The organism is Alicyclobacillus tolerans (assembly GCF_048984885.1).
In the GTDB taxonomy this organism is placed as follows: Bacteria; Bacillota; Bacilli; order Alicyclobacillales; family Alicyclobacillaceae; genus Alicyclobacillus_I; species Alicyclobacillus_I tolerans.
Map to the genome: position 1 here is coordinate 2,146,824 of NZ_JBMGNK010000002.1, position 14,914 is coordinate 2,161,737.

The following is a 14,914-nucleotide window of genomic DNA, read 5'->3' on the forward strand; positions in this document are numbered from 1 at the left end:
ATCTACTTTTTGAATGTGTTTTATACTCAGAAGAAATATAAGACACTAATTGCAGATTCCGGCCCGAGAGCGCAAAAAGACCTGCAAAGAGACTACTACATGTTCATACACATCATTCTTGCAGTGTTTGTTCCTGACACAAGTTGGTGGCTATTAAGCAAGCCAATATCGCTCTTCAGTATTTGTGATATGTTTTTCAACTAGGATTTTGGTACTTTCCAGTGATGTAAAAGTTGTATAAATTCATTCTTCGCACTGTTTGCATTACCGACAACCGTACCCTCGACGGCATAAGTGTATTGGCTACCGTTAACAATTGCCCAATATTCATAAGTTGCCTCATTAGAATGTGAGGCCGCTGTTTGTGTCCGTTTGTTAAACACAAGTAACGCCTTGCCAGCCGAACTTGATACGTATTCGTGATTGATGACAGTGGAGTGATTGCCGATTACCGTTCCGTATCCACCATTTGAAAGCGGGATCAAATTTGTAACAATGAGCTGGACGAGTATGTCTTTCCAACGAACAGATTGGTTAGGATTCATGACTTTTCCATTTGGTAACGTCAGGATTGTCTTAAACAAAGGATTGGATTACGTATTTTGAACATTGATTGTTAGATAAGTGGACAAATCATTACCGTTATCTGACGAAAGTCCGCTGCCTAGTGACCGCGATGAATTCACTGTAATGCCAGCAACCTTGTTGGTAGCATTTGAGTTTGAAGCTGGCGTATTTCCGCATCCACAAAGTATAAATAGAGTGACACTTAATCCAGCAATCGTGTACTTTCGATTGTAATTCGATTCATCCTATGCTTCCAAAAACCAACTATTTATTGTATAAATTTCACAGCATCATATAGCCCTATAGCCGCATTTCGTTCAGTTCCTCGTCTGAAAATAATTATACGGTAATGAGCTGGCGAACATCCTAAATATTCACACCTGTTACTGCAATAGCTTCCCTACCACATATCTACGTAAGATGAGTAGATACACTTAAAGGGCGATTATTGAACGCCCGAACTTCCTGTTACGAACCATGCTTTAGACGACCTGATGTCGTCCATACGCCACGTACACAAGGCGTGTGACAATTAGTGAAATTACGATGAAGATCGGGAAGACTAAGATCGGATACAGTACAGGATGTCCAAGTACATTGTAAGCCAGAAAATGATAGTACAGTCGTGAGACCTGAAGCAATCCAGAATAACTGAAATTCAAAAGTGTTCCCGACCAGAATTGGTGAATTACCTTCGAAATCAGTTCGGGCAACACAAAAATTCCTGTCGAAATGACAAACGAAATGAGTGTCATACGGCTGAGTGCCGACACCAGTAGCACTATGCAAGAAAAACTCACCCCACCAAACAGAAATATTGCAATAGCAACAAGGATATACTGCTGGATAGTCAAGTGGAATGGTGCGCTGTATAATGGAATACTTTGAATTGGGTAATTTAAGCCCTGAGTACCAAACAGGAGTGCATTCAAGCCCAGATTCCAAACTTCAATAATAAATCCAATGACCACAGAATACAGCAGCGCCGCTTTTACTTTCGCAGAGACCAGTTGTCGTTTTCCCCTTTTTGCGGTCAACAAAAAATTGTCTGTCCCACTAGCATACTCCTCCGAAAAAATGGGCGCCAAGCCGATGAGGATCATTGCCGCATAGATGATAAAGCCATAAGTTTTGAAGAAATCGATCATCATCGCCCCGCCCCCGTTATACATTCCACCACCGATAAATGGTAGGTTCTTGAGCATGTCGTACTCCAGTTTGTTAGCGCGGTAAGCAAAACCCATCTGTCCACTTGCTTTAAGGTGAGCCATGGATTCCTGGAGCGAATACATCCTTGTGGCAACCGCTGTTCCTGAATACGACGAGGCGATGGCTTGGTCCCTTTGATATTCATGCCATAAATCCCAGTACACTAAGCTACCGACATGACTGTTTTGAAGCTTTTGTTGGACGATCGGCAGGTCAGTTTTCGCTTGCTGTAACTGCTGTTTAGTTGGCGGTGTTGCTTGGTACACTGGTGGGTGATTTGTTGAAGCAATAAGAAGTTGTAATGGCAAGATTAGTCCTACAAGCATGATTGTAAGTAGTATCCAAATGCTCTTCCGTGAAAACAATTTATACAGCTCAAATCGCGTGATTGACAGATGTTCCATCGCTCACCGCCTCCTCTCCAAAATGAAACAAATACAGGTCCTCTAGTGTCGGGTTCACAGCCACCGCGTGAGGGACAGGTTTGTCACCAGCAATGATACGAAGTTCTATCCTGTCTTTAATGCGACCCATGTTTGCGATCTGAAATGACCCTTGGTACTTGGCAACCTCGTTTTGTGAACAAGACACCTGCCAAACGTGCCCTTGCATTTGAGACAGCAACGACTCGGGTGCGCCATAACCTACCAAGTGCCCGTCTTTCACCAAGAGAATATCCTGCGCGACATACTCCACATCGGAAATGATATGGGTCGAGAAAAGGACAATCCGGTTTCCCGCAAGTGATGCAAGGACGTTCCGAAAACGAATCCGTTCCTTCGGATCAAGCCCTGCCGTTGGTTCGTCGACGATGAGGATTTTTGGATCATTCAAAAGCGCTTGTGCAATACCCATACGTTGTTTCATGCCACCTGAGAATTTGCGAAGCTGGGTGTGCCTCACATTCTCCAGGTTGACCTCCTGTAACACCTCAGTCACTTTCTGTAAAGCCGTACGCTTGTCCAGGCCCTTCAGTGCCGCAATGTACAGTAAAAAGCGTTCTGCGGTGAAGTTCTTATATAGACCAAAGTGTTGCGGAAGATAACCAAGAAGCTCGCGATAACGTTCTCCCATGCGAATGGTATCTTCTCCGTCCACGAAAACATGCCCTGAAGATGGGTTCAGTACTCCTGCGATGATTTTCAGCAGTGTACTTTTGCCTGCTCCGTTTGGACCGAGGAGTGCGTGAACGCCTTCGGTCAACTCCACGGTGAAGTTCGATAACGCTTGTTCCCCCTTATATGTTTTTGAAACTTGCTCAATCTGTAATTTCAACCAAGAGACCCCCTTTAAAACGGACATAAAGCAGTTTTATTTGACTTGCAAACAGTACTAGTCCAAGCACAGACAACACGACAAACATCACGTCATTCAGTGACAAAAGGAAGGAGAGAACGCTTGGATTTGAAAAGGCAAGCGCCACGGATATCGACCAGACCAATGCGACCACTGGTACCAAAGCCCTGCCACGAAACTTTGTCGAGAGATACAGTGTTACAGCAGAAATCCATGTGAACGGGACAAACCAGAAAAGTACGACGCGCCATAGGTCCATTCCAACCAGCCATGATAATCCAACAGACATCGCGGTGTTGAGGACGATGTTGTAGATGCCGAGGACTGTGAGTCGTGCCATGAGTGTTTGTGGAAGCGATGTCTTGCACGTCAATTCAATTTGCGACATACCACTGTCCACACTGCGAAAGAGTTCAAGAATGCCAAGAATAAACGGCAAGGGAGACAAGATGATGATGATCTTGTATGGGTTATATCCACAACTGGCTGTGATCAGGTATCCCGACAGGAACATCAATGCACTGACCAACCAAAACCACTTGGCAACATATTCTGTTTGAAACGACACAATCCCCCATATACGTTTAAACAGTGGTACTGCCGTGACCTCACGAGGCTGTAGTACGTGAAAAACAGCTTGGTCGATGGTGTTTTGAATGACATGTTCAGGCGGGAAATCGACCGTGAATTTGTCGAGCATACGACTTAATTGGTTGACATCCACCTGGTCGCCGTTTTCCTTAAACAACTCTTCCCATTCACGAGTGGTTTCGTGTTGTGTCATGTTCATCACCCCCGTTTAACAACTTCCGCAACTTCTTGAGCCCTTGATGCAGCCTCGATTTTACAGTTGAATCGCTGCACTGCATAACGTTGGCAATGTCTTTAATTTTCATGTCCTGATAATAACTTAGTACGATGGCATCACGCTGGTACTCAGGCAACCCCATCAAAGCATCTTTCACCCTTTGTCGCTCATCGTCTTTCTCTAATAAGCGAATCACGTTCATTCGTTCATCTGGAATATTCTCTGGAACAGACGTCTCTTGATTTTGATGACGACTTCGAGGACTTCTGAAGTAGTCTGTACAGTGGTTATAGGCAATGGTGACGAGCCAATTCTTAAACTTCCCGTCTCCAGTATAACGACCAATCCCTCCAGCCACCTTGATGAAAATGTCTTGGGTCAAATCGCACGCCAAGTGATAATTACCCGTCTTTCGATAAACAACCGCAAATACCAACTTATAGTGGCGACGAATGAGCACTTCCATGGCGGACTGACTACCACATTTGATTTCAGCAACAAGTGCTTCGTCCGATTGTTGCATATCAATCCCCCTTCATCTATATAAACGAGAAAACACCCAATATAGTTTTCAAGTCTTGAAAAAATACATGGCAATTCATCACAGAATGTTTTATGGAGCGTAATACCACATTGAAACACGAAAAAGCTCCCAAGGAGCTTCTTGCAATCAGTTCTAACTGGTTGATAGTCAATCTTTCTTCAGTTAACATCTCTCAATGTTCTTTCGTTTTCTCCCTCATTCTAGCTGCCCGATAGCCGCATTTCGTTCAGTTCCTCGTTTGCGAATAATTATACGAAAACGAGCGGGCGAACATACTGTATATTCGCATTCTTATCCGCAAAAACGGAAGGTAAAAAAATCGCCTCCCGTTCTTGACACTTCCGCTATGAAATTGATGAATCTGGTGTAAGAGTTGTCGCAATTGCCTATATGAGTTGTTTATGAGGAGTCTGTGAAGTTGGTGGCATCAACGCAATCCATGTTTTATTCATCTGTACCGTCAGGATATAAACTATATTTCCTGACCCATACGTGATTTTCCACCACCCTGCTTTTTTTCCATTACTGAGTGTCAAACTATTTTCTTGATCCATCTTATTTCCTTTTGCCAATGCTTGAAGTGCGTTGCTGATGTTATCGAAGTAAGTTGCTTCATAGACAGTAATATTTTCATACGCCAGCTTCATGACGTTATTTTTCCCCGATACTTGAACAAGTTTATATACGCCACTGTCTCCTGCACTTTTGGTTAATGCATATGGCGTTTTAATACCTTGAGTTTTAGCTGTTTGTCAAATTTGAGACAATTGACTATTCGTATAAGCAAGATAATTTAAGGATGGTCCATTACCTCCAGATGGAGTCGTCCCAGAACCAGAAGAATTTGAGATCGCTTTATTACCTGGTGAATTTGAGGTACTAGTGTTGCTCGTATTGTTGTTCACCGTAGTGCCATTCGTTTGTTGAGCAATATTGTTTGTTGCATGCCCAGTTAAATTTGTTGACACAGAATTATTCGTCTCATGAATTGAACTGTTTCCAGTAGCGCACCCTGCTACCATTCCAACAAAGCTTAATGTCAATCCAACAGTTATCCATTGTTTGTAATTCATTTAAAAATCTCTCCTTATTGTTCACACCAATAAGACGAACTTACGTCTCATGAAGTGACACTCCACTTTTTGGAGTGTTTATGCACAACAATGGAGTATTCTTGCGTGTTCCTGCCCGCTAACGACATAACCCAGTAAATCCCTGTTTAGATATTTATGCAAACATGAGGGAGAATCCTTCTTCGGCATCAGCCCTCTTATGTGCAAAAGGTGCCACGAAGATGTGGCTCCAAGCGCCAAATTACTTTACTACAATCTTAATCGGTTGAGACGAAACGTTGTAATCCAAGAAAGTCACAGTATAGGTCCCTGCTGACGAAATCGAAGTTGTATATGAAAAATGTACATGTGTGTCCGTCACTGCAACCCTACCATTTAATGTTTCACCTGGTTGGTCTAATCCCATGACACCTAGCTGAGTATCAGGAGCACCTACACCATTTTTTAGCAATGCAGTCCCTGAAATGGTGACGGATTGCCCAACTCTTGCTGTAGTTGATGCAGAGCTAATCGTTATCTTTAATGGTTCGTTCTGTGTTGCCATGCTCTAAGTTGTTTTAGTCCACGACACCCCCATCAGTAATCACTGTTGGAGAAAAAGATTTGCGTAGTAAACAGGAATGTATGTTGTCTGTGTTTTAGTTGTGGGATCATTTGCTACAAGCTTTGGTGCCCAAACAAAGTCATCCTGATTTCCAACAATCGAAAATTGCATTTCACCCGTAGGCGGTGTCCCCGTTTGAGGTGCTCGAGAAAAATTTGCCATCCGCGTATTCCGTATAGAAGAAATATCTAGCGTATTTCCGTTCCATGTTCTTTGGACACCAAACGGATTTTAGTTCTACTTGCAAGTAATATACTGGAACCCAACTTGTTGGTTTTCCAATCCATGGGTCGTTCGATACTACGTGCTTTGGTGTAAGCGTTAATCCGCAAACCATCTGTATAGTAGTTGGTGCATATTCAGCAAACGTCGTTACACGGGTAACAACAGGCATAGGCGCCTGTGCGGAAACAGCACCAACAGTAATATTCCCCAGCAATCCTGCCTTATGTTTCATAAATGCTTCGTCTCCCTTTGAATTCTTGTGGTCAATGAATGATGTTCAAGAGTATAGACGAAGGCATAAAACCCAAGGTGACATACTCTATCATGGTAATTTATACAAACTATCTTCTTGAATACTTCTGCCCTGATGCAAAATAACCATTAAATTCAACAATTTAATCCTTATGCATATGACTGATGACAGTCTGATTCAGTTCTTATATCCGTTTCTTCAATAAACAACGCGCCTCAAACTTGACGTTTTGGGATAATGTTCAAAAGTGATTTCATTACTCTCTTCGTTTGTCTCCCATTTCAAACAAAGAAAGAAGAGCGGATAAATCGTGTTGTGAAACAGCATTCATAACATTTCTAGTACAAATAATGAATTGTTCAGTGGACCACCGGCACTTTCACTATCTCGCCCGTCTGCAAATCCTTGTACCGCATCGTCATCCACGAAAACGCCGCCATCACATGGTTGGGATCATACCGTTCGCAAAGCCCCACAACGTATCCCCTGGCTCTACCGTGACGGTAACGGTTCGTGGATGCGAGGGTAATTGGCGGCTCCACAAATTCACGATGCCAAAGGCCAACGATGTCCCTGCCAAACTGACCATCACCCCCGCTATGGCCAGTTGCACCAACACCTTCCACCGTGAATGTGTTGACTCTGCAGAAGTTACAACAACCATCGGCTGATCGGATCGCCAGTGCCTCGTTTCTATTGCATCCCCACGTCCCACGACACCCACGCACCCTTCATAAAAAGAAATAAATATCTTTTTTAGAATTTATTTCTATTCAAGATCGTTGAGCATTATCGCTCGACAACAAGAGGGTGTCAACGGCTTTTTTGATTCAAGTGGCCCTTGTAGCAATGAAAGAGGCGAAGCTCGCGTGAGCTTCGCCATTCATCGACTTCTCAGTGTCCTTCATTTTTCATCCGAAACATGGAATTTGTCAGGCAAATATATTCTGTTAATGAGACTAGCCAAAGCCCACGGCATCAAGAAAAAATCGCCCAATACCACCAAAACACATAAGGTAATGATGAGCACCAGCCAGAAAACAGCCAGCGAATTCAAGAGAACAAGCGGTCGGAGATATTTCCCCAGACTCTCTCATACCTACCCTTCGTAACATTCCCCAATTCGCTTTTTGCCTCACCCAAAACACGGTCTGAAAGAAAAGCCAAGCCACACATATGGCAAGCCATCAACAGATGCCTGTAATGAAAAAGTACAGACAGCAGTTATGAAAAAGCGAAGGTGATGAACCTTCGCCAAGGCTGTCGAAAAGTGAGCGCTATGAGTGGTCTTTTTCGACAGTCTAAAATTTTTGCTTCAATTTTCAGTTAAAGTAACGATATATCTTGATACTGTTTGCGAATGCTATTAATTGTTTCTTGTTCATTTGAGAAGCAAAAATAAGCCATTGTCCACCGTAATTGAAATATAATATGGTTTCATTCGATTGTGAAAATACATGCACAATTTGTCCGGATTTTAATTGGTATTTTTGTCCTATTGGTAGATTTACAAAATTCAAGGGAACTTGAGCTATATTAATTAAAATTTTCGGTGTATAGAATTCTGCAAAATGTCCTACCTTATATGCATTTGCTAGCGAATACATCATGTTAGCGTAGGGGTTTGCTAGTTCATTATTAGGTGCTGGATTTTGAAGTATAGTACCTAATACTCCTCTTAATATCCACTTCTGATTTGTATATTCTAGTATTAATATGTAGTCAATATTTTGAGGATAAATTTTTGGAATCTGTATTCTAACAATAGATAAATCGCCAATATTGATATCATTTATAATATTTTTATTATTCGCATGAACGATTTCTCCGTCAGATAACTTCCAAGTCATGGCAGCTTCTGCAGCTTGAATAGGGTTTTTAATAGTCGAGGGTATATTATATCCAGTACTAGATTTGATAAAAATTGTTGGGTGGGGAGAATCATTAGTTTTGTGATTAATCTGAGCTGATGGTGTACACCCCGATAAACTTAAAATTAATATGATTGCTAAAATGTAATGGATATATTTCAAGCCCAACACCTCAATACTTCAAGAAATTTTTGTCTGCGTTCAATATCCGGATTGACACCCGTTGTTTGGACATAGCTCCCGTTTTCTAGCGTAATCTCAGACTTTCTTTCACATTTGTCTTCGGCGTTAGCCCAGTCTCGTAGTGTTGCTTGTTGAACTCGGCTGGTGGCAGGTAATGCAGGCTTGAATGCAGCCGCCGATTGTTGTAATAATCCATAAAATCTACGACTGCTTTGTATGCCTGTTCATAACTTTCGAACTCGTACCGTGACAAACAGTCGTCTTCCAGAAGCCTGTGGAAAGACTCGATGTGTGCGTTCATATTCGGTGTTCGTGGCGGTATTCTCTCGTGCTCAATACCGAGTTGTTCACATGTCGACTCAAAGGCCAGGCTGACAAACTGCGGTCCATTATCTGAACGGATGACGGGTAAGACAGATTTGTCGAGTAGTCGACGTTTCCACAGTGCTCGTTTTAACGTATCCACAGCGTCTGTTGCCTCACAATGAAGCCCAATATGATAATCCGCTGTCTGTCGGTCAAATACATCAATGTATGACAGTACGAAAAAGAATCTGTCCTCACCATGAACGTAGCCGTATTTGATGTCAACTTCCCAGAGCTGATTCGGTGCCATAATGTCCCGATTTCTGGCCAATCTCCGTGGATACTTGGACTTGATTTGCCGCTGCTGTTTGAGAATCCCCAGCTCTTTACACAGTCGATATACCTTCTTCTTGTTGATAACCAACTGATACTCTCGTTTTAACACGTAGGTCAGCTTGAGATATCCGTAGGCAAACCCATCTCCCGCTACGGCGTTCATTATCCATTCCTTGACCTGTTCGTCACTAACTTTGCTTCCATCCTGCGTATACGTATATTGGGTCGCAGGACGCCCTCCAGAAGTCGTTCTCGGCTTCGGCTCGTGTGTCAGTTGATAATAATAAGTGGACCGAGAGACCCCCACGATGCGCAGCACGAAGGTGACTGAATGTCCGGCTGTGATCCACTTGTGCGCAATGGCTACTTTATCCGCAGGTGAGGGTTTACTTTTTTACGAAAATGAGTCCGTATCAGCTGAAGAGTCTCGATCGAATATGGACGAACGGAAATAGAGGCTGTCACTACAGTCTCGCGGAATGACTGGATATTCGCATCGGTATCAAGGTTTAGATACCTGGAATCCCTTCTCTTGCAACCTACGAATCATGTCCGCTTCCCGACGTTCTTCACTACGTTGCCTGAAACTATCTAGATAATCTGGACCAAGCTCTGTATACCGTTCTTTACGATGCAGGATGTGGTACACAATCCGAAGCAGAGTATGAGCGAGAGCGACAAGCGCCTTCTTGACGCCCATCTTACGGACCCATAACCAATAACGGGCGGACAGGCGGGTATTTCTTGTTCGTGCTGCTGCCCAGGCACATTCGCAAAGCACTGCTTTTAGAGCACTGTTCCCGCTTCGGGACCGAACCCGTTTTTTTTACCTGCACTCTCATGATTTCCTGGGCTGAGTCCGGCCCATGCCGCCAATTGTTTGTCACCGCCGAACTGCTCCATGTCGGTACCCATCTCAGCCAAGATGATTGCTGCCGCATTTGCATTAATTCCGGGTACGGTCGTAATGAGTTCAAAAGCTTCCTGCTTATCCGCCATGTGAGCGCGTATCTCTTGCTCTACTTCCAGAATGGCCTTCTCAATGAATTGCAGGTGTTCATAGGAAAATCGCAGCATATCTCGGTGATGTCTTCGTAAGCGACCGTTCAGTGACTGCAGCAATTTGGCTGATTTATGCCGTAGTGCACCCTTCATCTCCGACTCTAGGAACTCCAATGTAATGACTTCGCCGTCCATAATCTTTTGTAGCAGAATTCGTCCGGATACCCCGAAGATATCCGACATATGCGTAGTCAGTTTAATGTTTGCATCCTGCAGGAGTCGATGAATTCGGTTTTTCTCGGAAGTAGCATCCTGTACGAGCTTCTTCCGGTACCGAGTCAGATCGCGCAGGTCCCGTGTTTCTTGAGAAGGGACGAAACTACCTTCAATGAGACCAGAGCGAAGGAGTTTGGCTATCCACTCTGCATCTTTCATGTCGGTCTTACGTCCAGGGAGGTTTTTGATGTGGTGCGCATTGGCGAGGAGCAATTCAAAATCAAAGGCTTCAAGCACGTTCCAGACGGGCTTCCAGTAGACCCCCGTGCTCTCCATAACGACATGCGTACAGCCACTCTCGTTGAGCCAATCTGCAAGCGCTAGTAGATCCTCAACCATCGTGCCAAACGTCCGGATTTCAGACTTGGGCGAGCGATCCAGTGGGCCTGTTAACACACAGGCGACTACAGATTCCTGGTGTACGTCCAGCCCAGCACACCGCTCAAGAATGGCTTCCATCATGAATGACAACCTCCATCCCACAGAATGATGAATCCGAAGACAACCCGACATTGAAGATTTTTTACTCGGACTCTCGGTCCAATATCCTGTGCTTCGAGGGTTGTCCATTCAGTTTTTTTATCGGGGTCAAACCACCACAAAGCAGAACCGAACTGGTCGGATTCGTCTCCATTATGCGAGATTCTTAGCAAACAAAAAAGCCATGACCATTTTCATCATAGCCTGTGTCCCGAAGGGTCATGAGCGTTTTTTTAACAGGTCACGCAAGATAGAAATCTCAAGGGCTTGCTCGCCCATGACTTTTTTCATCTGTTCATTCTCTGAAGCCAGTTCCTTACGCTCAGCCTGCAACTGAAGTAATTCCTCAGATGTGACATTGGTGACGTTGCCTCTTGTCTTTGGGCTGGCTTTCCCCGCAACACCGTTGACCTGCTTAATCCAGCGGCGAACCATGTTTGCATTGAGGTCGTGTTTTCTTGCGACGAGGGTAATATTCCCAGTCTCAGAACACTCCTGAATGATCTGCTGTTTAAACTGTGCTGAAAAATTCCGGCGTTCCATTATCTCATCCTCCTGCTGCTTCTAGTATGCTATCTAGCAGGGAGTCTGTCCAACCTGATTACGGGGCTTAAGAGAAATCTTCTGTGAATGTAATGGAAATAACCTTAATATTCATTGTTGAAGAAAACTCGATAAATCTGTAAAACAGATTTTGAGTCACTTCAAAGCTTTTAATTGAGATCTTCTTCTCAAAATCGCGCGACTTATAGGATGGCCAAAGGCTTCGACCAAATCCCAAAAGCAGCCACTTGGACGATAGCAATACGCCTTGATCTGCCCAATCGGTGGAGATTTCTGTCAAGGCATCACGAGAAAGGAGCCCATATAACTACAACTTCTTTGTCACCAAATCGTGCGCCCTCCTTGACAGTATCAATTTAGTATAGTATGCCACAATTACAAATTTAGGTGAAGATTGCAAAGAAAAATGGTTTATAAAAAAGTCAAGTTCAAACACCTTTATACCTGCAGTTGCTACAAAACGGTGTACATCCACGTGTTTCTCCGCTCCTGGAGAAATTGTAGATGGGGCAGTAAAGTTGTTCGTCCTACTCATGCTTGTCAGTCATCCGCATCCTCCACCGACCTATGTTCTCGCTTCAACACCAAACCTCAACGCCGCGCCGTCTTTCCCGATAAACCACGCCGCACTCCCTTCATCTGAATCCGCGGTGAGTTGATACTTCCGACAGAATAACTGAATAGCCTCGTCTCTGTCATTCGCTTCGATGAATTCCTGTTGCGTATACGTTTTTGTTGTCGTGTCTGCGTAAAAGAGGATAAAGCCGTACTTTACTCAAACACTATCTCTCACAATTTATCTAATGACATCCCTAATTCTTTTGTGATCTTCTTTGCCACGCTGAGTATAAGATCCACCGTACCATTCATGATAAAATTAATATGCGTTGCTGACACCCCAAAAACGTTCTTCTTACCAGCCAATTATCATAGAGTAACATCGTTTACAGGAGAAACTTTAGAATTGGAAGCTTTTATATGAAGTGTGTGAGCAGTTTTACTATTGCAAAACAACTCAATGGAATCACAATATAAGGAGAGACCAATCGAATATAGGCTTTGTATCTCTTAAGCCCCGAAATCAGGTTGGACAACCTCTCTAAAGTATAGGAGACTAGAAGCAACAGGAGGTTGTCTTTATGGAACGACGGAAATTTTCATCACAGTTCAAGCAACAGATCGTCCAGGAATGTCTGGAAACTGGTAGTCCTACTATTGTGGCAAGGAAGCACGATCTAAATGCCAATATGGTTGGTAGATGGACTCGTGAGTTTAAGAAGACAGGTATAACGCCTGGAAAATCAAAAGGTATACCAACACATGTCACTTCAGATGATTACCAACAGGTCGTTGAAGAGCGTTCAGAGTTGGCTTCTGAGAATGATAAATTACGAAAGGCATTAGCTGATCAGGCACTCGAAAATCACATTTTGCGTGACCTGTTAAAAAAAGCCAACCCTCACTTGCGGATAAAATAGCTATTGCACACAAGTGGATCACAGCCGGGTATTCAGTCACCATCGTGCTGCGCATCGTGGGGGTTTCTAGGTCCACCTATTACTATCAGCAGACACATGAACCACAGCCGAGAACGACTGCTGGAGGGCGTCCTGTAACCGAATATACCTATACACAAGATGGCAGCAAGGTAAGTGACGAGCAGGCCAAGGAATGGATTATGAATGAAATAGAAGGAGATGGTTTTGCCTATGGATATCTCAAGTTAACCTATTTATTAAAGAGAAAGTACCAGTTGGTTATCAACAAGAAAAAGGTATATCGGCTTTGCAAGGAATTGAAGATCCTTAAGCCACAACGCAAATTGAAGGAAAAGCATCCTCGGAAATTGGCTAGAAACCGAGATATCACGGGTCCGAATCAATTGTTCGAAGTGGATATTAAGTATGGCTATATTACGGGTGAAGATCGATTCTTCTTCGTGCTGTCGTATATTGATGTGTATGACAGACAAATTGTGGACTACCATATTGGGTTGCGCTGCGAGGCTACAGATGCTGCAAATACACTGAAAAGTGCGCTCTGGAAACGAAAATTATACGGGAAATCCGAGTTGCCTGTAATTCGTTCCGACAATGGGCCACAGTTTGTCAGTCACCTGTTTGAATCCACATGTGAACAACTTGGGCTGGAGCATGAGCGGATACCGCCAAAGACACCAAATATGAATGCTCATATCGAATCTTTTCACAGGATACTGGAAGATGACTGTTTTTCTCGCTTTGAATTTGAGAGTTATACACAGGCATATCGGGAAGTAGTTTCATTCATGGAATATTACAATGAAAGAAGGATGCATTCCAGCCTGCACTACTTATCGCCGGTCGAGTTTCACAAAAAGCATTGTGATACCGGATTAAAACCGAAAGAAAATGTGAAAGTCTAAGAAAACGCTAGAAAAAGAGAGCTATGTCCAACTTACGGGTGTCAATCCGGTATGTCTCGTGATGTTGACGAACTCGTCGAAACATCAGCCAAACAAGACTGCAAGATGTGATTGCAACAACATACACAGCCCCCCAACTGATCATAACTCCCATCCACCAAGGCAACACCATAATCCTCCTATACCACCTAGTCTAAAGCAACAATTGCTGATAACACGGCCAAAGTTTTTGATAGATACGATAGGCATCGCGGTAAAAATGCTCCCTGCGTGCGCATCCCAACTGCATCATTTTCCTTCGTAACCTCTAGTTCTCCGTGGAAATGGTTGAAGGAAAAACAACATCTCAAGCAAAACGCTCCAGGCGTTGAATGCTTCCAAGAAAGAGTTGTAGAGATTATTCTTTGGAAATTTTACACGTATTGAGGTTTAGCTGAAAGACGCGGTTTAGGAGTTCGACTTTTTACGTCACAAGCGATTTTGGGTGGTTTTATCGAGCCCCAAGATTACACGAGTACTACGTGTATTGAGGTCACGGATTAGTTAAAAAGATAGTGGCTGTTATCATGCAGGAAAATGGGCTAAAGAGCCGGACGGTTCGCAAGTATAAGACGAGCAAGAACTTGAAGCACAACCGAATTAACACTCGTAGATTGGACAAACGCTCCCTCACCCAATTTCTTAAACAGCTTCCGAATCGACTCTTGGTTGTTGGAAATCTGACCTAAATACCTAGGATGATCTCGCCCTTCATTTGCAATGGCCACTGCGATAAAATCCTTTGAAACGTCTAAACCAATATACTTTTTACTATCCTTCATAATATCTGCTCCCTCCCAATGTAGCTCTGATTGGCATCGGTGTTTCCACAAATACAAGTATTGCCAACTAACCTACGGGTTGTGACATGGAG

The 14,914-nt window shown here is 43.6% G+C and carries 17 protein-coding genes; 1 reads left to right on the forward strand and 16 read right to left on the reverse strand.

The annotated features are described in order from the left end of the window. Nucleotides 1–200: 200 nt before the first annotated feature. The 15 genes from ACOJUR_RS10845 to ACOJUR_RS10915 form a co-directional block, all read right to left on the reverse strand. Nucleotides 201–545 carry a hypothetical protein gene (locus ACOJUR_RS10845; protein ID WP_420949988.1) on the reverse strand — a complete coding sequence of 115 codons (345 nt, stop codon included), beginning with the start codon at nt 543–545 and terminating at the stop codon, nt 201–203. Nucleotides 546–1,049: 504 nt separating this feature from the next. After that, complete coding sequence (locus tag ACOJUR_RS10850) at nt 1,050–2,180, reverse strand: hypothetical protein (RefSeq protein ID WP_420949989.1); 1,131 nt, start codon at nt 2,178–2,180, stop codon at nt 1,050–1,052. Next, nucleotides 2,152–3,051, reverse strand: coding sequence for an ABC transporter ATP-binding protein (locus tag ACOJUR_RS10855; RefSeq protein WP_420949990.1), 900 nt, complete (start codon nt 3,049–3,051; stop codon nt 2,152–2,154). Before ACOJUR_RS10855 ends, ACOJUR_RS10850 begins: the two co-directional genes overlap by 29 nt. Then, nucleotides 3,035–3,856, reverse strand: a complete 822-nt coding sequence (locus ACOJUR_RS10860; RefSeq protein ID WP_420949991.1) for a hypothetical protein — start codon at nt 3,854–3,856, stop codon at nt 3,035–3,037. The genes ACOJUR_RS10855 and ACOJUR_RS10860 overlap by 17 nt, the downstream gene beginning before the upstream one ends. Next, a complete protein-coding gene (locus ACOJUR_RS10865; protein ID WP_420949992.1) occupies nt 3,831–4,403 on the reverse strand; it encodes an RNA polymerase sigma factor in 573 nt (190 codons plus the stop codon). The genes ACOJUR_RS10860 and ACOJUR_RS10865 overlap by 26 nt, the downstream gene beginning before the upstream one ends. Before the next feature lie 407 nt (nt 4,404–4,810). Beyond that, complete coding sequence (locus ACOJUR_RS10870) at nt 4,811–5,071, reverse strand: hypothetical protein (RefSeq protein WP_072874701.1); 261 nt, start codon at nt 5,069–5,071, stop codon at nt 4,811–4,813. Between the two features lie 105 nt (nt 5,072–5,176). Continuing rightward, complete coding sequence (locus tag ACOJUR_RS10875) at nt 5,177–5,497, reverse strand: hypothetical protein (protein ID WP_072874700.1); 321 nt, start codon at nt 5,495–5,497, stop codon at nt 5,177–5,179. A 241-nt stretch (nt 5,498–5,738) separates the two neighbouring features. Beyond that, entirely contained in the window at nt 5,739–6,041 is a 303-nt protein-coding gene (locus ACOJUR_RS10880) for a hypothetical protein (protein ID WP_072874699.1), read from the reverse strand. A gap of 172 nt (nt 6,042–6,213) precedes the next feature. Then, nucleotides 6,214–6,558, reverse strand: a complete 345-nt coding sequence (locus tag ACOJUR_RS10885; protein ID WP_420949993.1) for a hypothetical protein — start codon at nt 6,556–6,558, stop codon at nt 6,214–6,216. 460 nt (nt 6,559–7,018) lie between these two features. After that, nucleotides 7,019–7,294 (reverse strand): hypothetical protein, encoded by a 276-nt coding sequence (locus ACOJUR_RS10890; protein WP_420949994.1) that lies wholly within the window; start codon nt 7,292–7,294, stop codon nt 7,019–7,021. A 607-nt stretch (nt 7,295–7,901) separates the two neighbouring features. Then, nucleotides 7,902–8,612, reverse strand: a complete 711-nt coding sequence (locus ACOJUR_RS10895; protein ID WP_420949995.1) for a hypothetical protein — start codon at nt 8,610–8,612, stop codon at nt 7,902–7,904. Nucleotides 8,613–8,697: 85 nt separating this feature from the next. After that, nucleotides 8,698–9,636, reverse strand: a complete 939-nt coding sequence (locus ACOJUR_RS10900; RefSeq protein ID WP_420950544.1) for an IS3 family transposase — start codon at nt 9,634–9,636, stop codon at nt 8,698–8,700. A 141-nt stretch (nt 9,637–9,777) separates the two neighbouring features. After that, nucleotides 9,778–9,975 carry a hypothetical protein gene (locus tag ACOJUR_RS10905; RefSeq protein ID WP_306955528.1) on the reverse strand — a complete coding sequence of 66 codons (198 nt, stop codon included), beginning with the start codon at nt 9,973–9,975 and terminating at the stop codon, nt 9,778–9,780. Nucleotides 9,976–10,061: 86 nt separating this feature from the next. Next, nucleotides 10,062–11,015, reverse strand: coding sequence for an IS110 family RNA-guided transposase (locus ACOJUR_RS10910; RefSeq protein ID WP_420949053.1), 954 nt, complete (start codon nt 11,013–11,015; stop codon nt 10,062–10,064). A 237-nt stretch (nt 11,016–11,252) separates the two neighbouring features. Further along, entirely contained in the window at nt 11,253–11,576 is a 324-nt protein-coding gene (locus ACOJUR_RS10915) for a transposase (protein WP_420949996.1), read from the reverse strand. Between the two features lie 1,160 nt (nt 11,577–12,736). On the opposite strand from ACOJUR_RS10915, the gene ACOJUR_RS10920 reads away from it, so the two are divergent. After that, a protein-coding gene (locus ACOJUR_RS10920) for an IS3 family transposase (protein ID WP_420949004.1) occupies nt 12,737–14,001 on the forward strand; the annotation gives its coding sequence in 2 pieces (ribosomal slippage) (nt 12,737–13,058 and nt 13,058–14,001; 1,266 coding nt in all). A 581-nt stretch (nt 14,002–14,582) separates the two neighbouring features. Here the strand turns inward: ACOJUR_RS10920 and ACOJUR_RS10925 are convergent. Then, nucleotides 14,583–14,822, reverse strand: coding sequence for a hypothetical protein (locus ACOJUR_RS10925; RefSeq protein WP_420949997.1), 240 nt, complete (start codon nt 14,820–14,822; stop codon nt 14,583–14,585). Between the last annotated feature and the right edge of the window lie 92 nt (nt 14,823–14,914).

Excerpts from the sequence above, each read along its gene's own strand:
- ACOJUR_RS10915 (WP_420949996.1), bottom strand. The coding sequence starts at position 11,576 with ATGGAACGCCGGAATTTTTCAGCACAGTTTAAACAGCAGATCATTCAG.
- ACOJUR_RS10870 (WP_072874701.1), bottom strand. The coding sequence starts at position 5,071 with ATGAAGCTGGCGTATGAAAATATTACTGTCTATGAAGCAACTTACTTC.
- ACOJUR_RS10860 (WP_420949991.1), bottom strand. The coding sequence starts at position 3,856 with ATGACACAACACGAAACCACTCGTGAATGGGAAGAGTTGTTTAAGGAA.
- ACOJUR_RS10865 (WP_420949992.1), bottom strand. The coding sequence starts at position 4,403 with ATGCAACAATCGGACGAAGCACTTGTTGCTGAAATCAAATGTGGTAGT.
- ACOJUR_RS10925 (WP_420949997.1), bottom strand. The coding sequence starts at position 14,822 with ATGAAGGATAGTAAAAAGTATATTGGTTTAGACGTTTCAAAGGATTTT.
- ACOJUR_RS10910 (WP_420949053.1), bottom strand. The coding sequence starts at position 11,015 with ATGATGGAAGCCATTCTTGAGCGGTGTGCTGGGCTGGACGTACACCAG.
- ACOJUR_RS10880 (WP_072874699.1), bottom strand. The coding sequence starts at position 6,041 with ATGGCAACACAGAACGAACCATTAAAGATAACGATTAGCTCTGCATCA.
- ACOJUR_RS10885 (WP_420949993.1), bottom strand. The coding sequence starts at position 6,558 with ATGAAACATAAGGCAGGATTGCTGGGGAATATTACTGTTGGTGCTGTT.
- ACOJUR_RS10845 (WP_420949988.1), bottom strand. The coding sequence starts at position 545 with ATGAATCCTAACCAATCTGTTCGTTGGAAAGACATACTCGTCCAGCTC.
- ACOJUR_RS10850 (WP_420949989.1), bottom strand. The coding sequence starts at position 2,180 with ATGGAACATCTGTCAATCACGCGATTTGAGCTGTATAAATTGTTTTCA.
- ACOJUR_RS10875 (WP_072874700.1), bottom strand. The coding sequence starts at position 5,497 with ATGAATTACAAACAATGGATAACTGTTGGATTGACATTAAGCTTTGTT.
- ACOJUR_RS10905 (WP_306955528.1), bottom strand. The coding sequence starts at position 9,975 with ATGGGCGTCAAGAAGGCGCTTGTCGCTCTCGCTCATACTCTGCTTCGG.